Below are 26,052 nucleotides of genomic sequence, written 5' to 3'. Positions count from 1 at the left end.
AGAGCCGGACGGCCACTCCTGTGGAGCCACTGAAGGCAAGACCCCATCAGCCACATCCGGCCCTCCCGGGCCGTCTAACACCTTACGGAGAACCCCATGACCCAGCTCATCGCCCCACCCGCCGCTACTGACGCCCCCGCCGAACCGCTCGGCGGCCCCTGGCCGGCCTCGGCGCGGCCCGGCCGGGGAGGCGACCTGCTGGTTGGCGGGGTCGGGCTGGCCGAGGCCGCCGAGCGGTTCGGCACCCCGCTGTACGTGCTGGACGAGGGCGAGGTCCGGGCCCGCGCCCGGGCCTACCGGCGGGCGCTGCCGCACGCCGACGTGCTGTACGCGGCCAAGGCCTTCCTGTGCAGCGCCATGGCGGACTGGGTGGCCGACGAGGGTCTGGGCCTGGACGTCTGCTCGGCGGGTGAGCTCTGGCTGGCCGTCTCGGCCGGCTTCCCGGCGCAGCGGATCCTGCTGCACGGCAACGCCAAGTCCCCGGAGGAGCTGCGGCTGGCCCGGCGGCTGCGGGTCGGGCGGATCGTCATCGACGGCCCGGCGGAGATCGCCCGGCTGGCCGCGCTGGTGGCCGCCGACACCCCGCAGAAGGTGCTGGTGCGGGTCGTCCCGGGCATCGCGGCCGGGCACCACGCGGCGGTGCAGACCGGCGTCGGCGGGCAGAAGTTCGGCTTCCCGATCGAGGGCGGCGACGCGGCGGACGCCATCGCCCGGGTGCTCGACCAGCCGGGCCTCGAACTCGCCGGGCTGCACTGCCACTTGGGGTCACAGATCACCCAAGTGGAGCCGTACCTGAGGGCGGTGGACGCACTGGTCGGCCTGCTGGCGCAGATCCGGGACCGGCACGGCGTCGAGCTGCCCGAGCTGGACCTCGGCGGCGGCCACGGCATCAAGTACCGTCCCGGGGACGAGGAGTTGGACATCGCCGAGTTCGCCGTCCGGGTCACCGACCGGCTGGCCGTACGCTGCGCCGAGACCGGGCTGGAGGTGCCGCGCCTGGTGGTGGAGCCGGGCCGCGCGGTGGCCGGCCCGTCGGCGGTGGCGGTGTACCGGGTGCTGTCGGTCAAGCACACGGCGGACGGCCGCAGCTTCGTCGCGGTGGACGGCGGCATGAGCGACAATCCGCGCCCGGCGCTGTACGGATCGCCGTACAGCATCCGCCTGGTGGGCCGACGGTCGGAGGCGGGCACGGCGCGGGTGGACGTGGTCGGCCGGCACTGCGAGGCCGGCGACGTCCTGGTGCGCGACGCCGTCCTGCCCGCCGACCTGCGGCCGGGCGACCTGCTGGCCATGCCGGCGGCCGGGGCGTACCAGCTCTCGATGGCCTCGGGCTACAACCTGGTCGGCCGCCCGGCGGTGGCGGCGGTGCGGGACGGCCGGGCGCGGCTGCTGATCAGGCGGGAGACGGTCGAGGACTTCCGCCTGCGGGAGGTCGGCCGGTAGAGCGGCATGAGGGGGCCGCGTGGATCGACGAGCCCATGCACCGGGCGCCCGCGATCGACGGCACACCGTACCTGAGCTTCGACGGCTGGAACGCCGGATAGTCCACCGCCCGCCCGCCCGACCGACCGGAGACGGCATGGACTCGCCCGGCGGCGGTCCCAGCACGTGAACGAGTAAATCGGTTGCCCGGCGGCGATGGTGGTGTATGCAATGACCGGCATGATCCGCCACACGGGAAGCGCCGACGCATGAACACGCCACCATCGCCGTCCGGAGCAGCACCAACCGGCGGCCAGTCCGTCCGGATCGGCGCTCTCGTCCCGCTGACCCGGCCCGGTTGGGTCGAGGCGGGGCGGCACCTGCTCGCCGGGCTGGAGCTGGCCGTCGGTGAGGTCAATGAGGCCGGCGGGATCGCCGGACGGCCGCTTGAGCTGGTGGTCCGGGACACCGCGGCCGATCCGGAGAGGGCTGCGGCGGTGGTGGACGAACTGGCCGGCCTGGGCGTGGCCGCGGTGGCGGGGGAGTACCACAGCGTCGTCGCCCGCTCCGCCGCCGCCAGGGCCGACGCCCTCGGGCTGCCGTTCCTCTGCTCGTCGGCGGTTCTCCCGGCGCTCACCGAGCAGCCGACGGACTGGGTCGCGCGCCTCGCCCCGGCGCAGTCCCACGGTTGGCAGATCTACGCGGACTTCCTCCTCGGTGCGGGCCACCGCCGGATCGCCCTGGCCGCCGAGCCGAGCGTCTACTGGGCGTCCGGCGCCCGCATCCTGCGGGAGTACCTCGCACCGCGCGGCGGCACCGTCATCGAACTCGACGCACGCGCGCTCACCCCTGCCGCCGTGTGCGAGGAACTCGCCGACCATCGTGCGACGGCGCTGCTCCTGCTGGTCGGCACCCCGGAGCCGGCGGTGCCCCTCGTCCAGGCCGTCCGTCGCGATCAGCGCCTCGCCGAGGTCCTGATCGGAGCCCCGGCGGGGCAGCCGGAGTTCGCCGAATGGGAGGCGTTGTTGGGCGAGGACGGCGCCGCGATCCCGTTCTTGCGGTACCTCCCCGAGCGCCTCAGCCCCCTCGGGGCACGGGTGGAGGCGGCGCTGCGCGAGCGGCTGGCCGCAGCGCCGTCCTTCGTCGCCTTCGAGGGCTACGACACGATCGCTGTTCTCGCCGAGGTGCTGCGTTCGCAGGGCGCGGGCGAGGGCGCGGACCGGGCGCGCATCGCGAAGGCCTGGCCGGAGGTTGCGGTCGAAGGCACCCGAGGCGAGGTCCGGTTCTCCCGCACGCCGGGCATCAGCGTCTGGCAGTGGGCCTGGCCGCCGGTGCAGGTGGTCGATCGGGATCCGGCGGAGCTCGGTCGCTTCCGAGTCCTTCACGCCGGCTGAGTGGTGGTTGCGCGAGAAGTCGGCCTGGCCGACTTCTGAATCCTTTTCGGGCTTCCCGGCCTCTTATCCGTGAACCGGCCCGCGTGGGCCGACGGATATCAGGAGGAACATCGTGGTCGTTGGCATCGTCGTGATCGGCGGGCTGCTGGTGTCCGCGTGCAGCGTGCACCTCGTGAGGCGCTGGAAGAAGAGCCGTGGCTGACGTGCGCTTCGCTTGGTCGGACGAGCGGCTGATCAAGGCCACCCAGGACGGCGAGGAGGCCGCTGGGAAAAGGACCAGCTCACAGGGCTGGCACCTCGCCCGGCGGCCCACCTCACGATCGGGGGCGCGCAGTGAGTGCCGAACTCCCCTTCCCGGTCACCGTCGAGATCAAGGGCATCGCCAAGCGCGCCACGTTCTCCCAGCTCGCCGACGCCCTCGACGCCGTCCGGACCGCCCTCGCCCGGCTCCCGCTCGACGACGACCAGGTGACCTTCTTCGCCGACCTGTTCGGCCCGGCCTCCGCCGAGCGGATCGCCCACCAGCTGGTCCACGTCGGCGCGGTGAGCACGGCCGCCTTCATCGGGATCGAAGCCCACTTCATCCACCTCCGCTCGGCCGCCGAGTGATGGGCCGGTGCACCTGGGCCCGCCTCGAATTGTGGTGGTGCCTGAACAGCCAGTTCGCCCGCCTGATCCGTGCGGTGAGCCCCAGCCGCCAGGCCGCGCACGCCGAGTTGCAGCGCTGGATGGCCGTCCCGGGAAACGCCGAAGCCCTCCTGTCCGCCGTGCTCCGTCGCGCCGCCGACGGTCCGTAGCAGCGGTCATGCCGAGCACGGGTCCTGCTCGGCCGGCGGGGGAGGCGCCGGCCGAGCAGGGTGCTGGGGGACAGGTGATCAAACCACGCGCATCTGCGCCCAGTTGTAGAGGCGGTGGGCGCTGTCGCCCAGGCGGGTGGCGTAGAGCGTGTTGGTCGGCCCGCCCGCGAGGTCGTCGCTGGTGGTGGTGACGCCGACGACGGTGCCGATGCCGGTCCGGGTGTCGAACTGTGCGAGGTGGGGGCCGCCGCTCGCCCCGTGGGACATGTCGCAGGGCTCGCCCCACAGGAAGGGGGCCTTGGGGCCGGGTTGGGCCGGTCCGGCGCAGTGAATCACGCGTGATCCGTTGTACTTGGCGCTGGGGTTGTTGAGCCGGTCCTTCGGGTACCCGAAGGTGTGGATGAACTCGTCCGCGACGGGCTTGGTGAACGCGATCTTCTGGCTTCCGGTGACGTCCGCGATCCGCCGTCCCCCGGTCGAGCGGTTCGCCACGAGGATTCCCGTGTCGTAGCCGGCGACCGCGACACCGTCCGAGGTCGTCGTGCTCGGATCGGCGTCCCAACGGGAGGACGTGGCCACAGACTTGATGCTGAAGCCGCCGAGCGGTTTGGTTCCGTTGCGGTAGCCGGGCACGAAGTAGAGGTTGTGGTGCCAGGTGTCGTCGGCGGCGGGGGCGCCGACGCCCCGCAGGCAGTGTGCTGCCGTGACGATGGTGCTGCGGTTCGCGCTGTTGACGACCGTTGCGGTGCAACTGCCGTCGTAGCCGTCGGAGAAGGTGAAGAAGAGCCGGCCGACGCTCTCGTCCACCGCGCCGCCGTGCGTCCAAGTGGCGCCGGGGTCAAGGGTGTTCGCGGGAAGCGGCTGCGGATCGTCGGGCGTGTTGTCGTCCTCGGGCACGGGGGTGATCTCGGGGACCATGGCGCCCGCCAGCTTCATCCGGGTGGGGGTCCAGTAGGTGTCGATCCGGCTGCGCTCCTGTTCGGTCGTGGCGCCGGAGTGCGTGGTCACGGACTCCGGTTCCGCGGCGAGGGCCGCGGCCGGGAGCAGCACTGCCGCCGTGATTGCGCTCAGCAGGAGGGCTCCCGCAGTCGCGAGGTTGCGGGGGAATGTTCGGTGTGCGGCTGACATCGCTGCCAATCTTGGTCGGGGACGGGTCATTTCGATGGATGGTCGCGGTCAAGCGGTGAGTGAGGCCGCGGCTTTGTACAGCGGCTTCGTGATCGCGGAGGTGAACTGCGGGCCGACCAGGTGCCGGGTGCAGGAGGGGGTGCCGCGCTCGCAGACCTGGCCGGAGGCGTCGAAGAAGGCGCCCTGGGTGTTATCGCCCACGACGGTGCCGATCCCGGAGGACGGGTCGAGGCCGGTGATGCGGGGGCCGCCACTGGAGCCGCCGCCCATCACGCAGGGGCTGCCCCACTCGCCGGGGGGCTCGGGGTGGTCCTTGGTGCCGGGGTACTCGCGGGTCTGTCCCGCACAGTAGGCGAGCCTGGCCCCGGTGAACTCGGGCAGGCCCGCGCGCGAGGGATCGCCGGAGGCCTCGCGCGGATAGCCGAACTCGTGGACGGACGCCTTGCCCGGCCGGTCGAACCCGATGCGCTGTGCGGCGCCGACGGCGTCCTGTACGCGCTTGCCCGCGGCGTTGCCGTTCAGGACCAGGAACGCCTGGTCGTACGCGTCGAACTTCAGGGCGTCCTGCTGGTTGTTGAGGAGCCAGGTGGCGTCGGCGACCCCGGCGCGTGCGACGAACTTGCCGTACGGCGCGAGGCCGTCGTGGTAGCCGGGGACGAACATCTGGTTCGACAGCCACTCGTTGTTGTCGCCGAGGAGGTCGGTGCTGTTGACGCAGTGCGCCGCCGTGACGACGGTGCTGCGGTTGGCGCTGTCGACAACGGTCGCGGTGCAGCTTTCGTCCTCGCCGTGGTTGGTGAAGAAGAGCCTGCCCACCGTCTTGCTCAGGGTGGCGCTACCGGTCCAGGGAGCGCCGTCGGGCCCGCTCTTGGGCGGGCTGCCGGACGACGGCTGGGTGAGTGCGGCCATCCGCTCCGGGGTCCAGTAGTCCAGTACGGCCTGCTGCTGCGCGGCCGTGACCGCCGCCGGGTGGACGACCACCTGGCGGCGGGCGGCCCCGTCCTTCGGTGCGGCCCCTGCGGGTGGGGCCAGCGCGATTCCGGCGCCCAACAGGGCTGCGGTCAGGGCGACTTGTGTGCGTGCGCGGCTACGGGTCCGGTTGTGGCGGCCGCGAGTCCGGCCGGAGGAGGTCTGTGGCATGTGCGGAACTGTAGGGACGGGTCGTCAGATTCCTGTCTGGAGCGCGTTTCGCCCTCTCATCGGTAACGTCAGAGTGCTGTAAAGAGCGTCTCGTTCTTGTATCGACCGACCTGCCTGCTGAATGGATGTCAGCAGCATGCGAAGGAGCGGGGGTTAGCCCGACCACGAAGCCGGTGGCCAGCCGGATCACCCTGAGTAGCGGTCTCCGGAAATGCTGGGTCGTGCGCAGAGCAATCTCTGTATCCCAGCCATCCCGGAGGAGTTGTCGCATGCACGAGCAGACTCGGCGAGGGTTCGGTTTCTCCCGGCGGCGGAAGTCCGGTCGGCGCGCCACCGCGTCGGCCGGTGCCGTGCTGGTGGTCGGCGCCCTGACCATGGGCGTGTTGGCGCCCCAGGCGGCGTCCGCCGCGTCGGCGTCCGCCGCCCCGGCCGCCAGGCCGAACGCCGTTCAGCAGGCCCTGAACGGGGTGGTCCGCGCCGACGGCGGCCCGCCGGCCGCGCTGGCGAGCGTGCAGGGGCGTGACGGCCGTGTCCGCAGCTACACGGCCGGTGTTGCCGACCTGGCCACCGGGGCGAAGGTGCCGGTGGACGGGCAGGTGCGGATCGGCAGCAACACCAAGGCGTTCGTCTCGGTGGTCGTGCTGCAGCTGGTGGCGGAGGGGAAGGTCGACCTCGACGGCGCGGTCGACACGTACCTTCCGGGCCTGGTGCGCGGGGACGGGATCGACGGGCGGCGCATCACCGTGCGCCAACTCCTGCAGCACACCGCCGGTGGGCCGCTGCGCGACGTGACGGAGCTGGATCCCTCCTGGGGGTGGGCGGCGGGACAGATGATCTCCACGGCCTCCGACCTCGACCGGTTCTACACCGAGCTGCTCGCCGGCCGGATCCTCCCGGACGCCCAGCTGGCCCAGATGCGCGCCACCGTCCCCGCCGAGGACCTGGGCAAGGGCGTCCGCTACGGGCTGGGGCTCGCGAGCATGCCACTGTCGTGCGGCGGCGTCTTCTGGGGCCACGGCGGCGGCATCCCGGGGTTCGAGACCCAGGGCGGCGCCACCGAGGACGGCCGCGCCGCGTACGTCGCGGTGACCGTCCTCTCGTTCGACGACGCGGGCCTGAAGCGGGCGGCCGCCGTCGTGGACACCGCGCTCTGCCGCTGACCGGTGGAGGGGCCAGTCCTGCTCCGGGGTCGGCCCCGTTCGGGTGAACGTGAGCCCGGTTGCTTCGTCTGCGGACCTCGCAACCGCCAAGCTGGGCGGCGAAATCCGGCGGAATCCGGTGAAACGTTCCGGGATTCCGTCGAACTCCTGAGGAAAGGCCTGGGCGATGGCGCGTGCGCTGATCGTGGTGGATGTGCAGAAGGACTTCTGCGAGGGCGGGGCCGTCCCCGTCGGCGGTGGTGCGGACCGGGCGCGGGCGATCGCCGAGCTGGTGCGGGGGCCGGAGCGGGAGGGGTGGGTGCGGGTGGTCGCCACCCGGGACCACCACATCGATCCGGGCCCGCACTTCTCCGAGCAGCCGGACTTCCGCGACTCGTTCCCGGTGCACTGCGTGGTGGGCAGCGAGGGCGGCGAGTTCCACCCGTCGTTCGCGCCGGCCGTCGAGGCGGGCGCGGTGGACGAGGTGTTCTACAAGGGTGCGCACTCGGCGTCCAAGAGCGGCTTCGAGGGCTTCACCGAGGACGGCACCCGGCTCGCCGACTGGCTGCAGGACCAGGGCGTGGACGCCGTGGACGTGGTCGGCATCGCGACCGACCACTGTGTGAAGGCCACCGCGCTGGACGCGGTGAAGGCGGGGTTCGCCACCCGGGTCCTGCTGGACTACACGGCGGGTGTGGCGGCGGCGACCACGGAGGCCGCGCTCGGCGAACTGAGCGGCGCGGGCGTGGACCTGACGGGCACGCCGGTCGTACGAGTCGGATAACGGAACGGTTGCGGAGCCCGTCCTTCCCGTGCCCGGGTCTTGACGGCACGGGGAGGGCGGGCGTTTGCTGTGTCCCGCTCGTTGGAACCTGTTTGGTTCTGGTCTGTTTTGTGTGTTTGAACGTTCAAAACACCTCGCAAGCGAGTCGAGCGCTCCCTTCCCGCCCCCAACCACCCCTCCAGTGCCGCCCCATCGAGAGGAATGCAATGTCACACCTTTCCCGACGCGACCTGCTCCGCGCATCCGGCGCGGGCCTGCTGGCCCTCACCGCCGGCGGCACCCTCGCGGCCTGCGGCGGCTCCGGCTCCGGCGGCGCCTCGGGCGGGGACGCCGACAGCGGCACGATCACCGTCTGGTCCTGGGCCACGGCCGCCGAGGCGCTGCGCGGGATCGTCCCGGCCTTCGAGAAGGACAACCCCGGGATCAAGGTCGACGTCCAGGACATCGGCGAACCCGCCATCTGGGACAAGATCACCGTCGGCCTGGCAGCCGGCGGCCAGGGCCTCGGCGACGTCCTGCACATCGGCTGCGACTACCTGCCCGGGTACCAGGAGAAGTTCCCCGGGGGCCTGGCCGACCTCTCCTCCTACGGGGCCGACGGGCACAAGGACAAGTTCGCCAAGGGCCTGTGGCCGGTCGTCACCGGCAAGGACGGCCACGCCTACGCGCTGCCCTGGGAGGTCAACCCGCTCGGCTTCTTCTACCGCAAGGACTACTTCGACAAGGCGGGCATCGATCCCGACACCCTCGCCACCTGGGACGACCTGATAGCCGTCGCCGACCGCTTCAAGGCCGCCAACCCCGGCATCGCCATGATCGGCCTCAACAAGGCCGCCAACCCCACCCCCGACCTGGACTTCCTCCAGGGCCTGATGCAGCTCCAGGGCGCCTTCTACTTCGACCTCCAGGGGAAGATCACCGTCGGCTCGGAGCCCGCCGTGCGCGCCCTGACCATCGTCAAGCGGCTGGAGGAGGCCGGGATGATCGCCGACACCCCCGGCGTCCAGAGCTGGCCGCCCGTGATGAAGGCCGGCAAACTCGCGGTGGCCGCCATGCCCGCCTGGGTCGCGCACTACCTGGAGAAGAAGTTCACCGACCAGAGCGGCAACTGGCGCCTCGCCAAGCCCCCGGCCGTCACCCCCGGCGGCAAGCGCACCGCCCTGGTCAACTCCACCCACCTGGCCGTCTCCGCCACCAGCCCGCGCCGCCGCGCCGCCTGGAAGTTCGTCGAGTACGCGCTCACCCGCACCGCCTCGGTGAACGCGATGTTCAACGCGGGCGGCGTCTTCCCCGCCCTCACCGAGGCCTACACCGACCCGCTGTACTCCGCGCCCAGTGCCTACTACGGCGGCCAGCCGGTGCTCAAGACCTTCGCCGACCTCGCCACCGACGGCGGCGACCCCACCAACTACTCCGGCGACTACGCCCGCGCCCTCAAGCTCGTCAGCGACGCCCAGACCAAGGTCCTGCTCAAGGGCGCGGACCCGGCCACCGTCCTCCAGGACGCCGCCAAGCAGCTCGCCCAGCAGACCGGACGCACGATCGCATGACCGCCACCCCGCCCAGCACCACCCCGTCCAGCACCACTCCGTCCAGCACCGCCCCGCCCGCCACCACGCTGCCCGCCACCGCCCCGCCCGCCGCCCGCGCCGAGGGCCCCGCGCGGGCCCACCGCACCGCCCGGTGGCGCCGCACCGCACTGCCGTACCTCCTGCTCGCCCCCGCCCTGCTCACCTTCGGCGTGTTCAAGGCCTATCCGGTCGTCGACTCGCTGCTGCTCTCCTTCACCACCGGATCCGGCGCCGCCACCCGCAACGCCGGCCTCGCCAACTACCGTCGCCTGCTGGACGATCCGCTGTTCTGGACGGCCCTGCGCAACACCGGCGAGATCCTCGTGGTGCAGGTCCCGCTGATGCTGGGACTGGCCCTGCTGATGGCCGTCGGCATCAACTCCGCACTGGTGCGGTGGCGCACGGTGTGGCGGCTCGGCGTCTTCATGCCGTCGGTCACCGGCCTGGTCGCCACCGGCGTGATGTTCGCCTATCTGCTCAAGTCCGACGACGGCGCGGTCAACTGGCTGCTGAACGCCGTCGGCCTGCCCGCCGTCGACTGGCTGGGCGATCCGTTCTGGGCCCGGATGGCCGTCGTCCTGGTGCTCACCTGGCACTACACCGGCTACAACGCCGTCATCTACCTCGCCGGACTGCAGTCCATCCCACGGGAGTTGTACGAGGCCGCGATGGTGGACGGCGCCGGCCCGATCCGCCGGTTCACCGCGATCACCGTCCCCGGCCTGCGCCCGGTGCTGCTCTTCACGGTCGTGCTGTCCACCATCGGCACGCTCCAACTCTTCGACGAGCCGTACGTGCTGACCGGTGGCGGCCCGGACAACGCCACCCTGACCGTTTCCATGTACCTGTACCAGAACGGCTTCCGGTACTTCGACTTCGGCTACGCCTCCGCCATCGCCTACGCGCTCACGCTGCTCGTGGCGGTGCTCGGCGCGGTCCAGATGCGCCTGATGGGAGAGCGCGAGAAGTGACCTCCGAGAGCACCTCCAAGAGCACCGCCGAGAGCACCACCATGAGCACCGCCAAGAGAGTGAACCCCCGCGGCAGGCTGCGTGGTTGGCCGCTGACCTTCCTCCTCGCCGGCATCACCGGGCTGTCGATCGGCCCCTTCTACTGGCTGGTGGTCTCCTCCACCCGCAAGGACACCGAGGTCTTCGACTGGCCGCCCAAGCTGCTGCCCGGCGGGAGCCTCGGCGAGAACCTGAGCCACCTCCAGCAGAAGATCGGCCTGCTCAGGGTGGTCGGCAACTCCCTGCTGGTGGCGGGGGTCCAGACGCTGGGCGCCCTGGTCGTGGCACTGCTCGCGGGCTACGCCTTCGCCAAGTTCCGCTTCCGCGGCCGCACCCTGTTCTTCGTACTGCTGCTCTCCACCCTCGTGGTTCCCGAACAGGTCATGCTGGTACCGCTGTTCAAGATGATGATGAACTTCGGCCTGCTCGACTCCTACCAGGCGCTCATCCTGCCCGGCCTGTGCGTGCCCTTCGCCGTCTTCCTGATGCGCCAGTCGCTGAGCAGCCTGCCGGACGAACTCCTGGACGCCGCCCGGGTCGACGGCGCGGGCGAGCTCCGGGTGCTGTTCAGCGTGGTGGTGCCGGTCATGCGGCCCGTGCTGGCAGCCCTGTCGATCTTCCTCTTCCTGGGCTCCTGGAACCAGTTCGTCTGGCCGCTGATCGCCCTGCGCAGCCCCGAGATGCACACCCTGCCGGTCGCCCTCGCGACCCTGCACGGAAACAAGAGCAACACCGACTACGGCGCGATCCTCTCCGGCACCGCGCTGTCCACCCTGCCGATGATGGTCCTCTTCCTGGTCCTCCAACGGCAGTTCATCTCCGGCCTGCTGGCCGGCGCCACGAAGGGATGAGCATGACCGAGAGCACGACCGGGGCCGCGACCGGGGCCGTGACCGGCGCCGCGACCGACATCTGGGAGCCGCACGCCCCCGCCGCCGGCGGACTGCGCCCGCTCCACGCCCGGGGGCTGGACCTGCGGGTGAGCGGCACCGGCACGGCCCGGGAACTCGCCGACGGCGTGGTCGAGGTGACCGCCGAAGGCACGGGCGGCACGGGCGGCACGGGCGAGGTGCGGATCGAATGGCGGGTGCCCTGCACCGACGCCACCGCCTTCTGGACGCCCGAGCCGCGCGGCACCGGCTGGCTGCCCGCCGCCTGGAGCGCCCCGCGCCGTACCGGCCTCGCCAACGGCGCACCGATCGCCGCCCTCGTCGGCACCGGGGACGTCGCGCTGTGCGCCTTCGCCGCCGGGCGCCCGGACGTGCTGGCCGGAGCCGGAGTGGTCGAGGAGACCGGCGAGTTCCGGTTCTGGGCCCAGGCCGCCGACCGGCTCACCGTCCGCATCGACACCTCGCGCCGGCACTTCGCCCGCAGCCTGGCCGAACTCGCCGACTGGTGGGGCACCGGCCACACGGCCTCCGGCCGCACCGTCGACATCCCCGAGGCCGCCCGCCGCCCCGCCTACTCCACCTGGTACTCGATGCACCAGGACATCTCGCCGAAGGGCGTCGAGACCCAGGCCGCCCTCGGCAAGCAGCTCGGCATGGACGTCGTCATCGTGGACGACGGCTGGATGACCGCCGACCGCACCCGCGGCTACGCCCACTGCGGCGACTGGGAGCCGATCTCGCTGCCCGACACCGCCGCCCACGTGCGACGCGTCCACGAACTCGGCGTGCGCTACCTGCTCTGGTACGCGCTGCCGTTCATCGGCAAGGACAGCGCCGCGTACCAGCGGATCGGCCGTTACGCGCTCGCCGACGCCGGCCACATGGGCGCGATCGTCGCCGACCCGCGCTACCCCGAGGTCCGCGCCTTCCTCACCGACCGGCTCGCCCGCGCCGTCGAGGAGTGGGGCATGGACGGCCTCAAGGTCGACTTCGTCGACTGGTTCGCCCGGGCCGATGCCCCGGAGGTCTCCCCGGAGGCGGACTGCACGAGCGTCGACGAGGGCGTCGAACGGCTGCTCGCCGCGATCCGCCGCCGGATCACCGCAGCCGACCCGGAGGCGATGATCGAGCACCGCCAGCCGTACGTCAGCCCGGGCCTGTGGCCGTACGTCACCATGATCCGCGCCACCGACTGCCCGCTCAGCCCGCAGGAGAACCGGCAGCGGACGATCGACGTGCGCCTCGCCGCCGGGCCCGTCCCGGTCCACGCCGACATGCTGATGTGGCACCCGGCCGAACCGCCGGAGCAGGTCGCCTGCCACCTGATCAACGTGCTGTTCTCGGTCCCCCAGATCTCCGTCGACCTCGCCGCGCAGGACGACGGGCAGCGCGAGGCCATCGCCTTCTGGCTCGGCGTCTTCCGCGAGCACACCGCCACCCTGCAACTCGGCGAACTGCTGCCCGCCCGCCCGGACCTCGGCTACCCGATGGTCACCGCGCGCGGCACCGGCACGGGCGACGGCACCGTCGCGGTGGCCCGCTACGCCGCGCTGCCGGTGGACGCCTCCGGCGACGGCTGGCGCACCCTGCTGGTCGCCAACGCCGACGCCGACCCGGACGTCCTGCTCACCGGCGGCCGCGGGACGGCCGCGGTGACGGTGCAGGACGCCCGAGGGCGTATCGTCCGGCAGGGGGAGGTCGAGCTGACCGGGGCGGACGTGATCCCGGTGCCGCGCGGCGGGCTGCTCACCCTGCGCCGCCCCTGACCGGCGGCGCCGGCGGGCGGCACCGGGCCGCTCGACCGCGAGTCGCCCTCGACCACGCTTGGAGGACCGGATGCCCGAGGGACCACACCGGCCGCGCCGCGGCGCCACCACGATCGAGGAGGTCGCCCGCGCGGCCGGGGTCTCCCGGCAGACCGTCTCCAACGCGCTCAACGCCCCGCACCGGGTCCGCCCGGAGACCCTGGAACGGGTCACCGCCGCGATCCGCGAACTCGGCTACCAGCCCGACCAGTCGGCCCGTTCCCTGCGCAGCGGAGCCCGGCGCACCATCGGCTACCTCGCCCCGGTGGACGACCCGCTCGACCCCAACCCGCTGATGGCCGGCTTCCTGGAGGCCCTGGTCGACGCGGCCGGAGCGGAGGGGCAGCGGGTGCTGCTGTTCCGGCCCGCCGCGCCGTCGGCGGACCCGACGGCCGCCATCGACGAACTGGTGGCGGCCCGCCAGGTGGACGGGCTGGTCCTCGCGGACGTGCTGGCCGAGGACACCCGGATCGCACACGTCGCCCGGCTCGGCGTCCCCTTCGTCAGCTTCGGCCGCACCGGCCCCGGACAGCCGCAGCACTGGGTGGACATCGCCAACGACGCGGCGATGGCCGCGGTGGTGCGGCACCTCGCGGCACTCGGCCACCGCCGGATCGGCTATCTCGGGGCCGCCGAGGAGCTGCCGTGGATGGCGGCGCGACGGGCGGGCTTCCTCGCCGAGTGCCGCCGGCTGGGGCTGACGGCGGTGACGGACGTCGCGCCGGTCGGGCCGCTCGGGGTGCCGCCGAGTTCGGCCGTCGCCGCGGTCCGGGCGCTGCTGCGCGGGCCCGACCGGCCGACCGCCTTCGCGGCGGGCAGCGACCTGCTGGCGCTGGACGTGTACGAGGCGGTCCGGGCCGAGGGGCTCGCGGTCGGCCCGGGCGGGGTGGCCGTCACCGGCTTCCACGACACCCCGCTCTGCCGTCACCTGCACCCCGCGCTGACCTCCGTCCGGCTGCCGCTGCGGCCGATCGCCGCCGCACTGCTCGCCCGGCTGCTGGCCCAGGTGCGGGGAGACGTGGTGCCGACGGAGGGGGTGGAGCTGCCGACGGAGCTGGTGGTGCGGGGGAGCAGCGGCTGAGACTCAGTCGTCGGACTCGGTGGCGGGGCTCAGTCGTAGGCCTCGGTCGTCGGACTCAGTGGCGGGACTCGGTCGTGCGACTCGATGGCGGGACTCGGCGGCATGACTTGGTCGTACGACTCGACGGCGGGACTCGGTGGCAAGACTTGGTCGTACGACTCGGTGGTGGGACTCGGTGGCCAGGCTCGGTCGTAGGACTTGGTCGTACGACTCAGTCGGCAGGCGACGCGACGATCAGCTCGCCGACCAGTCCGGCCGCCGCCGCTCGCTGCTCGGCGGGCAGGGCGTCGTCGGTGACCAGGACGTCCAGCTGCTCCAGGGCGGCGAAGGAGGCCAGGCCGACCGCGTTCCACTTGGTGTGGTCGGCCACCACGACCACCCGGCGGGCCGACTGCAGGAAGGTGCGGTTGGTCTCCGCCTCGGCGAGGTTGGGCGTGGTCAGCCCGGCCTCGGGGGAGAGGCCGTGGCAGCCCAGGATCAGCAGGTTGACGTGCAGCGAGCGGATGGCCTGGTCGGTGACCGGCCCGACCAGGGCGTCCGAGGGCGTCCGGACGCCGCCGGTGCGGATCACCGTCGCGGTGGCGGGCGTGCCGTCCTCGCCGGGCTGCTCCAGCAGGTCGGCGATCCGCAGCGAATTGGTCACCACGGTCAGGCCCTCGACCGCGTGCAGGTGCCGGGCGACCGCGAAGGTGGTCGTCCCGGCGGCCAGGGCGATCGCCGAGCCGGGCGGCACCAGCGCGGCGGCCGCCCGGGCGATCGCCTCCTTGGCCGGCAGCTCCCAGTGCGCCTTGGTCTCGAACCCGGGCTCGCCGCTGGACGGCGCCTCGACCCGCACCGCGCCGCCGTGCACCTTGTGCACCAGGCCGCGGCGGGCCAGCGCGTCCAGGTCGCGGCGGACCGTCATGTCGGACACCCCGAGGTCCCGGACCAGCTCGGTCACCCGGACCCCGCCGCGGGCGCGGACCTGCTCCAGGATGAGCACGCGGCGCTGGCCGGCGAGCGGTTGGGCGCTGTCTGCCATCGGGAGACCCCCTTCGATCACTTCCGGTGAGTGGTCATGGTGGAATACTGGTGGATAATGTTTGAGATTGTAGCTTTCTGTTGATTCCAATGACGTCACTCAGAGCTCAGAGGATGAAGGCCATGCCAGGGACGACCCTGACCCAGCCCACCGTCAGGACCGTGACCACCCTCGCGGACGATCGGCAGCTGATCTACTACGACCGCGGCGCCGCCGCCCCCCGGACCGCCGTCGACGAACGCCCGCTCGACGCGCAGGCCCCCGGCTCCCAGATCCGGCTCGACCCCGCCACCGGCGACTGGGTCACCATCGCCGCCCACCGGCAGGCCCGCACCTACCAGCCCCCGGCTGAAGAGTGCCCGCTCTGCCCGTCCCGCGACGGCCGGCACAGTGAGATCCCCGCCGAGGACTACCAGGTCGCCGTCTTCGAGAACCGCTTCCCCTCACTGGCCGGTCCGCCGGTGGCGCTCACCGGGGAAGCCGGCGGCCTCTGGGCCAGCGGCCCCGGCGCCGGCCGCTGCGAGGTGGTCTGCTTCACCGCCGACCACGACGCCTCCTTCGCCGACCTCACCCCCGAACGGGCCCGCCTCGTCCTGGACGCCTGGACCGACCGCACCGCCGAACTCTCCGCCCTGCCCGGCATCGAGCAGGTCTACTGCTTCGAGAACCGGGGCGCCGAGATCGGCGTCACCCTCGCCCACCCGCACGGCCAGATCTACGCCTTCCCCTTCACCACCCCGCGCACCGCCCGGATGGCCGCCCGCGCCGCCGAACACCGCGCCGCCACCGGCCGCAACCTCTTCGACGACCTCCTCGCCGCCGAACGCGCCCACGGCGACCGGATCGTCCTCGCCGGCGAGCACTGGACGGCCTTCGTCCCCTTCGCCGCCCGCTGGCCGTACGAAGTCCACCTCCAGCCGCACCGCCGGGTGCCCGACCTGACCGCCCTCGACGAGCCGCAGCGCGCCGAATTCCCGCTCCTCTACCTGGAGTTGCTGCGCCGCTTCGACCGGCTCTTCGGCACCGGCCGCACCCCGTACATCTCCGCCTGGCACCAGGCGCCCGCCGGGCAGCGGGACGAACTCGCCCTGCACCTGGAGCTGTTCACCATCCGGCGCGCCGCCGACAAGCTCAAGTACCTGGCCGGCGTGGAATCCGGCATGGACGCCTTCGTCAACGACATCACCCCCGAGGACGCGGCCCGCCGGCTGCGGGAGGTCGCCGCATGAACGCCCCCACCGAGTTCGCCGAGTCCACCGAGAACGCCGAGCCTGCCGGCAGCTCCGGGGCCGCCGAGTTCTCCGAGCTCTACGGCCGTCCGTACGAGGGGGAGTGGGCCGCCCCCGGCCGGGTCAACCTGATCGGTGAACACACCGACTACAACCAGGGGTTCGTACTGCCGATCGCCCTGCCGCAGACCGTCCGCGCCCAGGCGGCCCGGCGGGAGGACGGGCTGCTGCGGCTCTGGTCCGCCCAGGGCCGGCAGCTGGCGGAGCTCCGGGTCGACGAGTTGACCCCGGGCGCCGTGCCCGGCTGGGCCGGCTACCCGGCCGGTGTGGTCTGGGCACTGCGCGAAGCCGGGCACCAGGTCGGCGGCGCGGACATTCGGCTGGACAGCGACGTCCCCAGCGGCGCCGGGCTCTCCTCCTCGGCGGCCCTGGAGTGCGTCGTCGCAGCCGCGTACAACGACCTGTACGGGCTGGGCCTCCCCGCGCCCGAACTCGCCCTGCTCGCGCAGCGCGCCGAGAACGCCTTCGTCGGCGTGCCGTGCGGGATCATGGACCAGATGGCCTCGATGTGCTGCCGCCCGGGCGCCGCCCTGTTCCTGGACAGCCGCGATCTGACGTCACGTCAGGTGCCGGTCGACCTCGCGGGCGCGGGCCTCGCCCTGCTCGTCCTGGACACCCGGGTCAAGCACGACCTCGGGGACGGCGCGTACGCCGCCCTGCGGGCCGGCTGCGAACGGGCGGCCGCCCTGCTCGGGCTGCCCGCACTCCGCTCGCTGCAACCCTCCGGGCTCGCGGCCGCCCTGGACGAACTCCCGGCGGAGCTACGCCCGTTGGTGCGCCATGTCGTCACCGAGAACGCGCGCGTCGAGGCCGCCGTCGCCCACCTGGACGCCGGCGACCTCCCCGCGCTCGGCCCGATCCTCACCGCCGGCCACGCCTCGCTGCGCGACGACTACCGGATCTCCTGCCCGGAGACCGACCTCGCCGTCGACGCCGCCCTGGCCGCCGGCGCCCACGGCGCGCGGATGACCGGCGGCGGCTTCGGCGGCTCCGTCATCGCCCTGGTGGACACCGCCGAAGCCGAACGCGTCGCCGCCGAGGTCACCGCCGCCTTCCGCGCCGCCGGCTACGCCGAGCCGCGCACCCTCACGGCCGTCCCCGCCGAAGGGGCGCGCCGGATCAGCTGATCGCGCCGGATCCGCTGATCAGGACCGATCCACTGATCACGTCGGATCCGCCGATCACGCCCGGTGGGCCGCCGGGCGCTCCGGAGACGCCTCCGCGAGCGCCCGGGTCACGGCCGCCACCCCGGCGCGCAGCCCGTACACCGGGGTGGCCGGCTGCTGCCGCCAGGACTCGTCGATCCCGCCCGCGTCCACCGTGTTGAAGCCCAACTCGTCGACCAGCTCCCGCACCACCCGCTTGGCCGCCTCGTCGTCCCCCGCCACCGGCACGGCGAGCCGCTCCGGGGCGCCCGCCGGGAGCGGCCGGTCCAACAGGTCCTGTGCGTAGGTGCCGTTGAACACCTTCACCACCGGGTGCCCGATGTGCTGCTCCGTCCAGCGGCTCTCGGTGAGCCCGCCGTCCTCGATCGCGTTGATCCGGCCGTCACGCTCCTTCGGGTAGTAGTTGCCGGTGTCGATCACGGCCAAGCCCTCCGCGGCGCCGTCGAACAGCCCGGCGGGCAGGTCCGGCACGTTCTTCAACGGGACGGTCACCACCACGACCTGCGCGCCCCGTGCCGCCTCCGGGACCGTCACCGCCTTCGCGCCGGTCTCCTCCACCAGGGCCTTGAGCGTCTCCGGGCCACGCGAGTTGGCCACCGAGACCTCGTGCCCGAGCGCGGTCAGCCGCCTGGTCAGGTTGCCGCCGATGTTGCCCGCGCCGATGATGCCGATCTTCATGTCGAAAGCCCCTCGTCTGCGAGTGCCGATAACGGCTCGTCACCTCGGCCCAACCACGGGCCGACCGTTGCGATTCCCCGTCCAGGGTGGTCCCGTCGGACCCGGGGTCGAGGCAGGCCTGGTACCACCCCGGCGCGCGCCGCGAAGGTGGGGCGCATGAACACGGACCACACCCCCTCCTCCGACCCCACCGTCCTGATCACCGGCGGCACCAGCGGCATGGGCCTCGCCACCGCCCGCCGACTCCTCGCCGCCGGCACCCGGGTCGTCATCACCGGCCGCGACGACACCCGCCTCGCCCGCGCCGCCCGGCAGCTCGGCGGCGGCGACCGGCTGCTCACCGTCCGCGCCGACGCCGCCGTCCCGGCCGACCTCGCCCGCCTGGCCGACACCGTGCGCGAGCGGTACGGCAAGCTCGACGGCGTCTTCGCCAACGCCGGCGTCGCGAGCTTCCAGCCGCTGGAGGAGGTCACCGAGGCCGAGTTCGACCGGACCGTGGGCGTCAACCTCAAGGGTGTCCTCTTCACCGTCCGGTACGCCCTGCCCCTGCTGGACGCCGCCGGCGGCGGATCCGTCGTCCTCAACGCCTCGTGGACCCCGCACCGCGGCCTGCCCGGCGCCGCCGTCTACGCGGCCACCAAGGCGGCCGTCCTCAGCCTCGCCCGCACCCTCGGCAGCGAACTCGCCGGGCGCGGCATCCGGGTCAACTCCGTCAGCCCCGGCTACATCGTCACCGAGATGTTCCACGCCGCCGTCCCGGACCCGGCCGACCACGAGCCGATCCGCGCCCACGTCCCCCTCGGCCGCCTCGGCACGGCGGAGGACGTCGCCGAAACCGTCGCCTTCCTGCTCTCCGAGCGCTCCTCCTACATCACCGGACAGGACATCGGCATCGACGGCGGCCTCGTCCCGGCCTTCCCCTCCCTCACCGGCTGAACACCGCGACCACGTGTGCCTGGTCCTGCCAGGACCAGGCACAAGGGCGCCCGTCCGGGCGAGAATCACCGGTGTGAACCCGACCAGCGCCCTGAGCGAATTCCTCCGCACCCGCCGCGCCCGGCTGCAGCCCGAGGACGTCGACCTCCCCGACTACGGCGGCCGCCGCCGCGTCGCCGGCCTGCGCCGCGAGGAACTCGCCCACCTCGCCGGCGTCAGCGTCGACTACTACACCCGCCTCGAACAGGGCCGCGTCGGCAACCCCTCCGAGAACGTCCTCGATGCCGTCGCCCGCGCTCTGCGCCTCGCCCCCGACGAGTCCGGCCACCTCCACCGCCTCGCCCGCCCCGCAGGCCGCCCCCGCCGCCGAACCACCGCCCGCCAGCAGCCCCGCCCCTCCCTGCTGCGCCTCCTCGACCAACTCGACCACACCCCGGCCGTGGTGATGGGCCACCGCATGGACATCCTCGCCTGGAACCGGGCCGCCACCGCCCTGTTCGGCGACTACGGCGCCCTGCCCGTCGAAGACCGCAACATCGCCCGCATCACCTTCCTCGACCCCGCTTCACGCGACCTCTACGGCGACTGGGCCGGCTGCGCGCGGGAGAACGTCGCCTTCCTCCACCTGGAGGCCGGCCGCCGCCCCGACGACCCCCTGCTCGCCGAACTCGTCGGCCAACTCTGCCTCTCCAGCCAGGAGTTCCACCACTTCTGGGCCGAACACCCGGTCGCCGACAAAACCTCCGGCCGCAAACTCTTCCACCACCCCCTCGCCGGCACCCTCGACCTCGCCTACGACACCCTCCGCCCCGCCGACGACCCCGGCCAGGCCCTCGTCACCTACACCGCCGACCCCGACACCCCGTCCGACGACTCCCTGCGGCTGCTGTTGTCCTGGGCCGCCTCGCGCTGAGGAAGGTCCCTGTCAGGTGGTGCCGGGTCCTGGCGTCGTGCCAGTGCGAGCAAGTTCTCTCGGGTCAACACCGTCGAGGGATGGTTGACACCGAGGACGCGTTCGCCATCTGCCAGTGTTCGGCTGAGCATCGCGATCGCTTCCCTCCCGCGTCCGGCTTGCCAGTGGGACATGGCGAGGTTGTTGCGGCAGGTGAGGATGTCGGGGTGGTCGCTGCCGAGACTGTGTTCGTGGTCGGCGAGGACGCGTTCTTGGAGCCTGATGGCGTCGTCGGTTCGTCCGGCCTGTTGGTAGGAGGTGGCGAGGTTGTTGCGGCAGATGAGGGTCTCGGGGTGGTCGCTGCCGAAGATGCGTTCGTGGTCGGCGAGGACGCGTTCCTGGAGCGCGACGGCGTCATCGGTTCGTCCGGCTCGCCGGTAGGAGGTGGCGAGGTTGCTGCGGCAGGTGAGGGTGTTGAGGTCGTCCGCCCCGTAGGTACGTTCCAGAACGGCGATGACGAGGCCCCAGTGCTGGATGCCGGCGGTGTACAGACCTGCGTTCAAGAGGCTGTGGCCAACCCGGTTGAAGAGCTGGTGCGCGCCGGTGGACAGATTCCACAGCAGGTCACCGGACTGTGTGATCAGGGCATCGGTGTTGGCTCGCAGGACCGCGGCGAGGTCGCGGAACGAGTAGTCCTCGTTGGGCCACAAGCCGATCAGGCCTTCGGCGATCGCGTTCTGGTAGGGCTCGCGGTCGTAGGGAGTGCCGAGAACGGCGCGGGCGGTGAGCGCGTGGAGGCTGACTTCGCGGTGCGGGGTTTCGGTGAGTGTGACGAGGTTGTAGAGGTTGTAGTTGTGCAGAACGGCGAGTGCGTCCAGTGCGTCGTCATCCGCGATGGACGTGCCGCGAATGCGGCTGAGGTGGTCGAGCACCGGCGCGGTGGTCCACAGCTGGCGTGGATGGCCGGCCGGGTCGAGTAGGGCGGCCAGTTGGAGGACGGGGAGGGCGAGGCCCACCGGGTGCTCCTTCTGCGCGGCGTCGACGGCCAGCAGCAGTGCCGCTGTCACCGGGCCCCGGTATCCGTCAGCCGAGGAACGTGCGGGGAGAACCGCGTCCAGACTGCGAGTGAGATCGCGGAAGAGCCCGAGGTAACGGCCGCAGCTGCGCCGCGTGTTGATCATGTAGGCGGCGGCGTGGGCGAGCGCCAGCGGGAGGTGGCCGAGGGCTTCGGCGAGTTCGGCGGCGTGCTCGTCGAGGAAGTGGGAGCAGCCGGCGCGTTCCATTCGTTCGCGCAGGTAGGCGGCGGACTCGGCGGGGGAGTAGGTGCCGATGTTGACGAGCGTGCGATCGCTGCCGGTGCTGGCGGCGCCCCGGTGGCGGGTCGTAGCGATGACTCGCCCACGGGCGCCTCGACTGGTGGCAGGCCAGAGGCTCTCCGGGGTGTGCTCAGTGGCGTTGTCGAGAATGATCAGCCAGCTGCGGTCCGTGGACGCGAGCCATGTCAGGAACTTCTCCGCGTCCTCCTCGGCCGTACCGCCGAGTCCTGGGACCCGAACCGTCGCAGCGGCACGGGCGTAGACATGCGTCACGTTGCCGGGGTCGGCGGCATCGACCCACAGCACCAGACCCGTGCCCGCATCGATGGCCGCACGCGCGTAGTGTCCGGCGAGCTGCGACTTGCCGACGCCCCCACCGCCCGCCAGCACCTGGCTCAACACGACCGTCCCGTGCTGCTCCCGGGCCGCGTCGATCGCCTGCCGCAGCTCGTCCCGGGGCTGGAACGCACTCGCCCTGGGCGGGATCCGGCCGATCACCATCGGCCACTGCGCGTCCGCCGGAGCCGGCGGCAGGTTGACCGTCAGTTCCCGCGCCTGGAAGGTGTTGCCGTTGACCGTGCTGTTGTCGATGCCGTTCCTGACCTGCCAGCCCTGCTGTCCCTGCACCTGTGCCGCCCCCACCACCCGGTGTGTCGAATGGCCTCCATTATGGAACTGCGGGACAGCTCGGCAGCTCTGCCGTACCGTCCATCCACGTGACCCTCGACCAGGCGTACGTGAACCAGATCTTCCTCCCGGCCACCTACGCCGACGGCGTCCCGTACGGGCTCTTCCGGGAGCTGCGGTCGGCGGCTCCGGTGTGGTGGGTGGAGGAGCCGGCGGTGGGGGAGTGGCCGGGCGGGCCGGGGTACTGGGCGGTGCTGCGGCACGCCGAGGTGAAGCAGGTCCTGCGCAGCCCCGCCGTGTTCTCCTCGCACCTGGGCGCGACGCAGATCCGGGACCCGGACTCGGCTGCGGATCTGGAGTTCGCACGGACGATGATGCTCAACCAGGATCCGCCGGACCACTCCCGGCTGCGCCGCATCGTCGCGGGAGCGTTCACCCCGCGTGCCCTGGGCGAGTTGGCCGCGGGCATCGAGGAGCAGGCGGCGGCTGCCGTCCGGCGGGTGCGCGCGCAGGGTGAGGCGGACTTCGTCCGGATCGTCGCCGATCTGCCGGTGCGGACGCTGGCCTGGATCATGGGCGTGCCGGACCAGGACCGGCAGTTGCTGCAGGACTGGGCGAACCGGGTGATCGGCTACCAGGACGCCGACTACGCCGACGCCGGCACGGCCGGGACGGCCGGTACGGTCGGCCTCACCGAGCTCGGCCGGACGGCGCTCGTCCACCGCCCCACCGCCCGGAGCACCGCGGACGGCCGTCCGGTGAATCCGCGCTCGCGGGCCGCCCTCGCCGACATGTTCGCCTACGCCCACGCGGTCGCCGAACAGCCGCGCCCCGGCAGCATGGTGGCCCGCATGCGGGAGGGCGGCCTCGACACCGCGGAGTTCGAGACGATGTTCTTCCTGTTCGCGGTCGCCGGCAACGAGACGGTGCGCAACGCCCTGCCGGGGGGCGTGCATGCGTTGCTCACCCACCCCGAGCAGTACCGACTGCTTTGCGAGCGGCCGGAGTTGGGCCCTTCGGCGGTGGAGGAGATGCTGCGCTACTGGCCGCCCGTGGTGGACTTCCGGCGGACCGCCGCCCGGGACGTCGAGTTGGGCGGCCGCCCGATCCGCCGCGGTGACAAGGTGGTGGTCTACCACGCCTCCGCCAACCGGGACGAGACCGTCTTCCCGGATCCCGACCGCTTCGACATCACGCGGTCCCCGAACGACCACGTCAGCTTCGGCTTCGGCCCGCACTTCTGCGTCGGCGCCCAGCTGGCGCGCCTGCAGATGACGGCGATGCTCCGCCACGTCCTCGCCGAACTGCCCGGGCTGGCACTGGTCCCCGGCGCGGCACCCGACCGCCTGGTGTCGAACTTCCAGAACGGCCTCAAGCACCTGCCGGTCCGCTGGCAGCCGCGCACCTGACCCGTCATTCCACGGGCGTGGCATCCCCGGCGGCCGGGTTCCCGCAGAGGTCCGTGCGGACCCGGCGGCGGATCCGCTCGACGGCGACGGAGCGGGCGAAGGCGTCCGATACCTCGGTCAGCCAGCCGACCTCGGCCGCCAGGTCGCAGGGGTCCGGGTGCGGGGCGGGGCTGACGGCCGGAACCCGGAAGCGGAGGCCGGCCGCGGCGGCCTCGATGGCTGCGGCGATGACGGCGGCCTCGACGGCCGCAGCCCGCGGGTGGCCGGCCGGCAGGCCCGCGCAGGCCGCGGCGGCCCAGTCCGGCACCTGCGGGTGGACGTGCGCCCGCAGCGCCAGCCGGCCGTCGTGGATCTCGATGACCCGGCGGTAGAGCGCGAACTCGGCGTTGCGCAGCGGGACGGAGAGCATCCCGCCGGGTGTGCGGGCGTCGAGCGCGATCTGCGGGTGGGCGGCATGCAGGGCCGACCAGAGCGGTCCGATCCTGCGGTAGCTGCGCCAGGCGCGCAGCCGCCGCAGGGGCCCGGCGAGCCGGGCGCCCCAGCCGGGCAGGGTGGCGCCGCCGATGCCGAGCGCGGACGAGAGCAGGGCGAAGGGCACCGACCAGGACGCCTCGGCGGTCGCCCGGTGGCCGGTCCTGAACGCGACGACCAGCGGGAACAGGCCGAGTGCCGACCACACGAAGGCCGAGACGCCGCCCGCCACGACCACCCGCAGGCCGGTCCTGAGCAGGCCGGGCCCGACGTGCCGGGCGGACCGGTGGACGACCACCGTGAACAGGCCCACGCACACGAGGCTGTGCGCGGTGAAGAGGGCGTTGTAGACGGTGAGCGCGGCCCGTCCGCTGTCGGACACGGTGAATTCGCCGTCGCCGGCCCGTACTCCGGCCGCCAGGTACGCCGCCGCGGCGGCCACCATCACTGTGAGGGAGAGGGCGCTCTGGCGGCGCGCCCACCGCCGGGCCCGGTCTCCCGGGCGCACCGAGTGCGCCATGAGGGCGAGGAAGGACCCGGCTGCGAGCTTCGCCTCTCCACCGAGCAGCGGGAGCAGGTCGGTCAGCGGCGGCCGGACCGCCTGGGAGGCCGAGCGCGAGAGGAGGACCAGGGACAGGCCGACGCAGAGTCCGAGGCCGATCAGGTACCGGGCCCCGGCATCCGCCCGGTGCCCCCAGATCAGCCGGATCCGGTGCCCCGCGCTGAGCAGGGCGACCGCGCCGGCCAGGTAGGCCACGAGCTCGGTCACCGGGGGTCGGGCCCGGGGGTGGCCGCGGGTCTTGCCGGCGCCGCGCGGTGCCCCGCCCCGGGGGCTGCCATGGAGCTCCCGGCCGCGGCGGGGCTCCCGGCGGCGGTGGGGCTCCCGGCCGCCGTGGGGTTCCCGGCCGCCGTGGGGTTCCCGGTCGCGGTGGCGCCGAAGACGGAACCGAGCCGGGCGGCGGTCTCCGAGACCTCCGGAGCACCGGCGGCGGCCGACGGTGCCCGCCCCTGCCGGGCCGCCCGGTGGAGCACCAGGGAGGCGAACAGTTCCGCCTCGCGTTCCTCGGTCTCGGTGTAGCCCGTCCTGCCGAGCACCCGTCTGATCAGCTCGCCCGACAGGCTCGGCAGCAGGGTTTCGGCGGTCGCCCCGGCGAGCACGTCCGGGCCGCCGCGGTGGCCGCACAGCAGGTGCCCGACCTCGTGCAGCACGATGTGCCGCTGGTGCAGGGGGGTGGTGTCGCGGGGGTAGCCGATGTAGTCCGCCCGGTCGGTGCTCACGAGCAGCCCGCAGGGCCCGGACGTGGGGGGCCAGGCCAGCGGCAGGAGTTCCACCGGCCGTCCGAGCCGGGCCGACAGGTCGGCCGCGAGGGCGTCCGGGTCGAAGGTCTCCCGGACGGGCAGGGTGGCCGCGATGCTGCGACATCGCCGCCAGAGCTCCCGCTGCTGTCGGCCACCGACCGTGCGCTGCCAGCCAACAACCACGAGCTGCCCCCTCGTCCGCCGGATCCGCCGTCCGGTCCGCTGTTGATCGCTAGATCGTAGAGGGGCGCGGCACGCCGGCGGAATCAGTCAGAACGCTGGGATCTGGCCTCTCTGCGCGCGATCGCCTCGATCATGTCGCTGATCGTGCCGAGCCCTTCGGGCGACAGCGTGACGGCCCGCAGCGCGACCTCCCGCACCCCGGCGTCGCGGAGCGCGCCGAGCAGCGCCAGTTCCTCCGCGATCTGCTCGCTCAGCCCGTCGTCGAAGAAGTACGCGGGCGGGACCTGGAAGAACTGTGCCAGCGCTTCGAGATGACGCTTGGTCGGGTTGTCCCGCCGCCCGGTGCGCAGCTGCCACAGGTAGGTGGCCGAAAAGCTCTCCCCGGTGGCCTCCCGGCAGGCCCGCGCGACCTCCTCGTTGCTGTACGGCTCGTGGTTGGGCCGGCGGATGGTCTGGAACAGCCGGTCGATCTGTTCGGCGAGCGTCGGTGCGGGTGCGCCCGGCTCGGGTGCCGCCACTGCGCCTCCTCGGTCGGAATGTCGTGGACGGCCATCGTAGTGCGCCGGATGGGCCGGTGACGGCGGGCCCGGTCCGGACCGGAAGC

Annotated in this window: 23 protein-coding genes; 15 read left to right on the top strand and 8 right to left on the bottom strand. The window is 72.9% G+C overall.

Annotated elements, in window-relative coordinates; genetic code table 11:
• Positions 1–96: 96 nt before the first annotated feature.
• From lysA to OP86_RS36810, 3 genes are all read left to right on the top strand, one after another.
• Entirely contained in the window at positions 97–1,443 is a 1,347-nt protein-coding gene (gene lysA / locus OP86_RS22505) for a diaminopimelate decarboxylase (RefSeq protein WP_030060294.1), read from the top strand.
• Positions 1,444–1,691: 248 nt separating this feature from the next.
• Positions 1,692–2,816 (top strand): ABC transporter substrate-binding protein, encoded by a 1,125-nt coding sequence (locus OP86_RS22500; RefSeq protein WP_030060293.1) that lies wholly within the window; start codon positions 1,692–1,694, stop codon positions 2,814–2,816.
• Positions 2,817–3,149: 333 nt separating this feature from the next.
• Positions 3,150–3,425: a hypothetical protein gene (locus tag OP86_RS36810; RefSeq protein WP_030060292.1), complete on the top strand. Its 276-nt coding sequence runs from the start codon at positions 3,150–3,152 to the stop codon at positions 3,423–3,425.
• Between the two features lie 266 nt (positions 3,426–3,691).
• Here OP86_RS36810 and OP86_RS22485 read toward each other — a convergent pair whose 3' ends face one another.
• Together OP86_RS22485 and OP86_RS22480 are read right to left on the bottom strand one after the other, a co-directional pair.
• Positions 3,692–4,621, bottom strand: coding sequence for a trypsin-like serine peptidase (locus OP86_RS22485; protein ID WP_234435086.1), 930 nt, complete (start codon positions 4,619–4,621; stop codon positions 3,692–3,694).
• A 168-nt stretch (positions 4,622–4,789) separates the two neighbouring features.
• The gene (locus OP86_RS22480) at positions 4,790–5,791 is read right to left on the bottom strand and encodes a trypsin-like serine peptidase (RefSeq protein ID WP_234435085.1); all 1,002 of its coding nucleotides are present in this window, start codon (positions 5,789–5,791) and stop codon (positions 4,790–4,792) included.
• A 359-nt stretch (positions 5,792–6,150) separates the two neighbouring features.
• Here OP86_RS22480 and OP86_RS22475 point away from each other — a divergent pair, with 359 nt between their 5' ends.
• The 7 genes from OP86_RS22475 to OP86_RS22445 all read left to right on the top strand — a co-directional run bounded on the left by OP86_RS22475 (position 6,151) and on the right by OP86_RS22445 (position 14,161).
• Positions 6,151–7,041, top strand: a complete 891-nt coding sequence (locus OP86_RS22475) for a serine hydrolase domain-containing protein (protein WP_030060288.1) — start codon at positions 6,151–6,153, stop codon at positions 7,039–7,041.
• Between the two features lie 166 nt (positions 7,042–7,207).
• A complete protein-coding gene (locus tag OP86_RS22470) occupies positions 7,208–7,804 on the top strand; it encodes an isochorismatase family protein (protein ID WP_030060287.1) in 597 nt (198 codons plus the stop codon).
• 206 nt (positions 7,805–8,010) lie between these two features.
• Positions 8,011–9,354 (top strand): extracellular solute-binding protein, encoded by a 1,344-nt coding sequence (locus OP86_RS22465; protein ID WP_030260296.1) that lies wholly within the window; start codon positions 8,011–8,013, stop codon positions 9,352–9,354.
• Positions 9,351–10,346 carry a carbohydrate ABC transporter permease gene (locus OP86_RS22460; RefSeq protein ID WP_078589413.1) on the top strand — a complete coding sequence of 332 codons (996 nt, stop codon included), beginning with the start codon at positions 9,351–9,353 and terminating at the stop codon, positions 10,344–10,346. Before OP86_RS22465 ends, OP86_RS22460 begins: the two co-directional genes overlap by 4 nt.
• The gene (locus OP86_RS22455; RefSeq protein ID WP_234435084.1) at positions 10,343–11,236 is read left to right on the top strand and encodes a carbohydrate ABC transporter permease; all 894 of its coding nucleotides are present in this window, start codon (positions 10,343–10,345) and stop codon (positions 11,234–11,236) included. Before OP86_RS22460 ends, OP86_RS22455 begins: the two co-directional genes overlap by 4 nt.
• Positions 11,237–11,238: 2 nt before the next feature.
• On the top strand, positions 11,239–13,041 hold the full coding sequence (locus tag OP86_RS22450; RefSeq protein WP_051830421.1) for a glycoside hydrolase family 36 protein: 1,803 nt from the start codon (positions 11,239–11,241) through the stop codon (positions 13,039–13,041).
• Between the two features lie 70 nt (positions 13,042–13,111).
• Entirely contained in the window at positions 13,112–14,161 is a 1,050-nt protein-coding gene (locus OP86_RS22445) for a LacI family DNA-binding transcriptional regulator (RefSeq protein WP_030260287.1), read from the top strand.
• Between the two features lie 211 nt (positions 14,162–14,372).
• Here the strand turns inward: OP86_RS22445 and OP86_RS22440 are convergent, their stop codons facing one another.
• Entirely contained in the window at positions 14,373–15,182 is an 810-nt protein-coding gene (locus OP86_RS22440) for a DeoR/GlpR family DNA-binding transcription regulator (RefSeq protein WP_030260284.1), read from the bottom strand.
• 122 nt (positions 15,183–15,304) lie between these two features.
• Between OP86_RS22440 and galT the strand changes: the two genes are divergently transcribed.
• Both galT and galK read left to right on the top strand, forming a co-directional pair.
• Entirely contained in the window at positions 15,305–16,411 is a 1,107-nt protein-coding gene (galT, locus tag OP86_RS22435; RefSeq protein ID WP_030060279.1) for a galactose-1-phosphate uridylyltransferase, read from the top strand.
• Positions 16,408–17,598 carry a galactokinase gene (galK, locus tag OP86_RS22430; RefSeq protein ID WP_033332928.1) on the top strand — a complete coding sequence of 397 codons (1,191 nt, stop codon included), beginning with the start codon at positions 16,408–16,410 and terminating at the stop codon, positions 17,596–17,598. Before galT ends, galK begins: the two co-directional genes overlap by 4 nt.
• A 54-nt stretch (positions 17,599–17,652) precedes the next feature.
• On the opposite strand, the gene OP86_RS22425 is transcribed toward galK, so the two are convergent.
• Complete coding sequence (locus OP86_RS22425; RefSeq protein ID WP_030060277.1) at positions 17,653–18,315, bottom strand: NADPH-dependent F420 reductase; 663 nt, start codon at positions 18,313–18,315, stop codon at positions 17,653–17,655.
• Between the two features lie 156 nt (positions 18,316–18,471).
• Between OP86_RS22425 and OP86_RS22420 the strand changes: the two genes are divergently transcribed.
• Positions 18,472–19,251 carry an SDR family NAD(P)-dependent oxidoreductase gene (locus tag OP86_RS22420; protein WP_030060276.1) on the top strand — a complete coding sequence of 260 codons (780 nt, stop codon included), beginning with the start codon at positions 18,472–18,474 and terminating at the stop codon, positions 19,249–19,251.
• Between the two features lie 64 nt (positions 19,252–19,315).
• The gene (locus OP86_RS22415; protein ID WP_030260280.1) at positions 19,316–20,164 is read left to right on the top strand and encodes a helix-turn-helix domain-containing protein; all 849 of its coding nucleotides are present in this window, start codon (positions 19,316–19,318) and stop codon (positions 20,162–20,164) included.
• On the opposite strand, the gene OP86_RS22410 is transcribed toward OP86_RS22415, so the two are convergent.
• A complete protein-coding gene (locus OP86_RS22410; protein ID WP_157849814.1) occupies positions 20,092–22,086 on the bottom strand; it encodes a tetratricopeptide repeat protein in 1,995 nt (664 codons plus the stop codon). The genes OP86_RS22415 and OP86_RS22410 overlap by 73 nt on opposite strands.
• 89 nt (positions 22,087–22,175) lie before the next feature.
• Between OP86_RS22410 and OP86_RS22405 the strand changes: the two genes are divergently transcribed.
• The gene (locus tag OP86_RS22405; protein ID WP_234435083.1) at positions 22,176–23,495 is read left to right on the top strand and encodes a cytochrome P450; all 1,320 of its coding nucleotides are present in this window, start codon (positions 22,176–22,178) and stop codon (positions 23,493–23,495) included.
• A gap of 4 nt (positions 23,496–23,499) precedes the next feature.
• On the opposite strand, the gene OP86_RS36805 is transcribed toward OP86_RS22405, so the two are convergent.
• The 3 genes from OP86_RS36805 to OP86_RS22390 form a co-directional block, all read right to left on the bottom strand.
• Positions 23,500–24,735: an MAB_1171c family putative transporter gene (locus tag OP86_RS36805; protein ID WP_051830419.1), complete on the bottom strand. Its 1,236-nt coding sequence runs from the start codon at positions 24,733–24,735 to the stop codon at positions 23,500–23,502.
• Entirely contained in the window at positions 24,732–25,448 is a 717-nt protein-coding gene (locus OP86_RS22395; protein ID WP_063832430.1) for an ImmA/IrrE family metallo-endopeptidase, read from the bottom strand. Before OP86_RS22395 ends, OP86_RS36805 begins: the two co-directional genes overlap by 4 nt.
• Positions 25,449–25,531: 83 nt before the next feature.
• Positions 25,532–25,966: a helix-turn-helix domain-containing protein gene (locus OP86_RS22390; protein ID WP_030060272.1), complete on the bottom strand. Its 435-nt coding sequence runs from the start codon at positions 25,964–25,966 to the stop codon at positions 25,532–25,534.
• Positions 25,967–26,052 lie beyond the last annotated feature (86 nt).

The sequence above is a fragment of the Streptomyces novaecaesareae genome (assembly GCF_000716875.1).
In the GTDB taxonomy this organism is placed as follows: domain Bacteria; phylum Actinomycetota; class Actinomycetes; order Streptomycetales; family Streptomycetaceae; genus Kitasatospora; species Kitasatospora novaecaesareae.
The sequence above is the reverse complement of the archived record's forward strand: the minus strand, read 5'-3'. Positions and strand labels throughout refer to the sequence as shown.

Bases quoted from the DNA above. Each gene is read 5' to 3' on its own strand.
- galK (WP_033332928.1), top strand. From the start codon at position 16,408: ATGAACGCCCCCACCGAGTTCGCCGAGTCCACCGAGAACGCCGAGCCT.
- OP86_RS22470 (WP_030060287.1), top strand. From the start codon at position 7,208: ATGGCGCGTGCGCTGATCGTGGTGGATGTGCAGAAGGACTTCTGCGAG.
- OP86_RS22465 (WP_030260296.1), top strand. From the start codon at position 8,011: ATGTCACACCTTTCCCGACGCGACCTGCTCCGCGCATCCGGCGCGGGC.
- OP86_RS22420 (WP_030060276.1), top strand. From the start codon at position 18,472: ATGAACACGGACCACACCCCCTCCTCCGACCCCACCGTCCTGATCACC.
- lysA (WP_030060294.1), top strand. From the start codon at position 97: ATGACCCAGCTCATCGCCCCACCCGCCGCTACTGACGCCCCCGCCGAA.
- OP86_RS22445 (WP_030260287.1), top strand. From the start codon at position 13,112: ATGCCCGAGGGACCACACCGGCCGCGCCGCGGCGCCACCACGATCGAG.
- galT (WP_030060279.1), top strand. From the start codon at position 15,305: ATGCCAGGGACGACCCTGACCCAGCCCACCGTCAGGACCGTGACCACC.
- OP86_RS22425 (WP_030060277.1), bottom strand. From the start codon at position 18,315: ATGAAGATCGGCATCATCGGCGCGGGCAACATCGGCGGCAACCTGACC.
- OP86_RS22440 (WP_030260284.1), bottom strand. From the start codon at position 15,182: ATGGCAGACAGCGCCCAACCGCTCGCCGGCCAGCGCCGCGTGCTCATC.
- OP86_RS22500 (WP_030060293.1), top strand. From the start codon at position 1,692: ATGAACACGCCACCATCGCCGTCCGGAGCAGCACCAACCGGCGGCCAG.
- OP86_RS22475 (WP_030060288.1), top strand. From the start codon at position 6,151: ATGCACGAGCAGACTCGGCGAGGGTTCGGTTTCTCCCGGCGGCGGAAG.
- OP86_RS22460 (WP_078589413.1), top strand. From the start codon at position 9,351: ATGACCGCCACCCCGCCCAGCACCACCCCGTCCAGCACCACTCCGTCC.
- OP86_RS22450 (WP_051830421.1), top strand. From the start codon at position 11,239: ATGACCGAGAGCACGACCGGGGCCGCGACCGGGGCCGTGACCGGCGCC.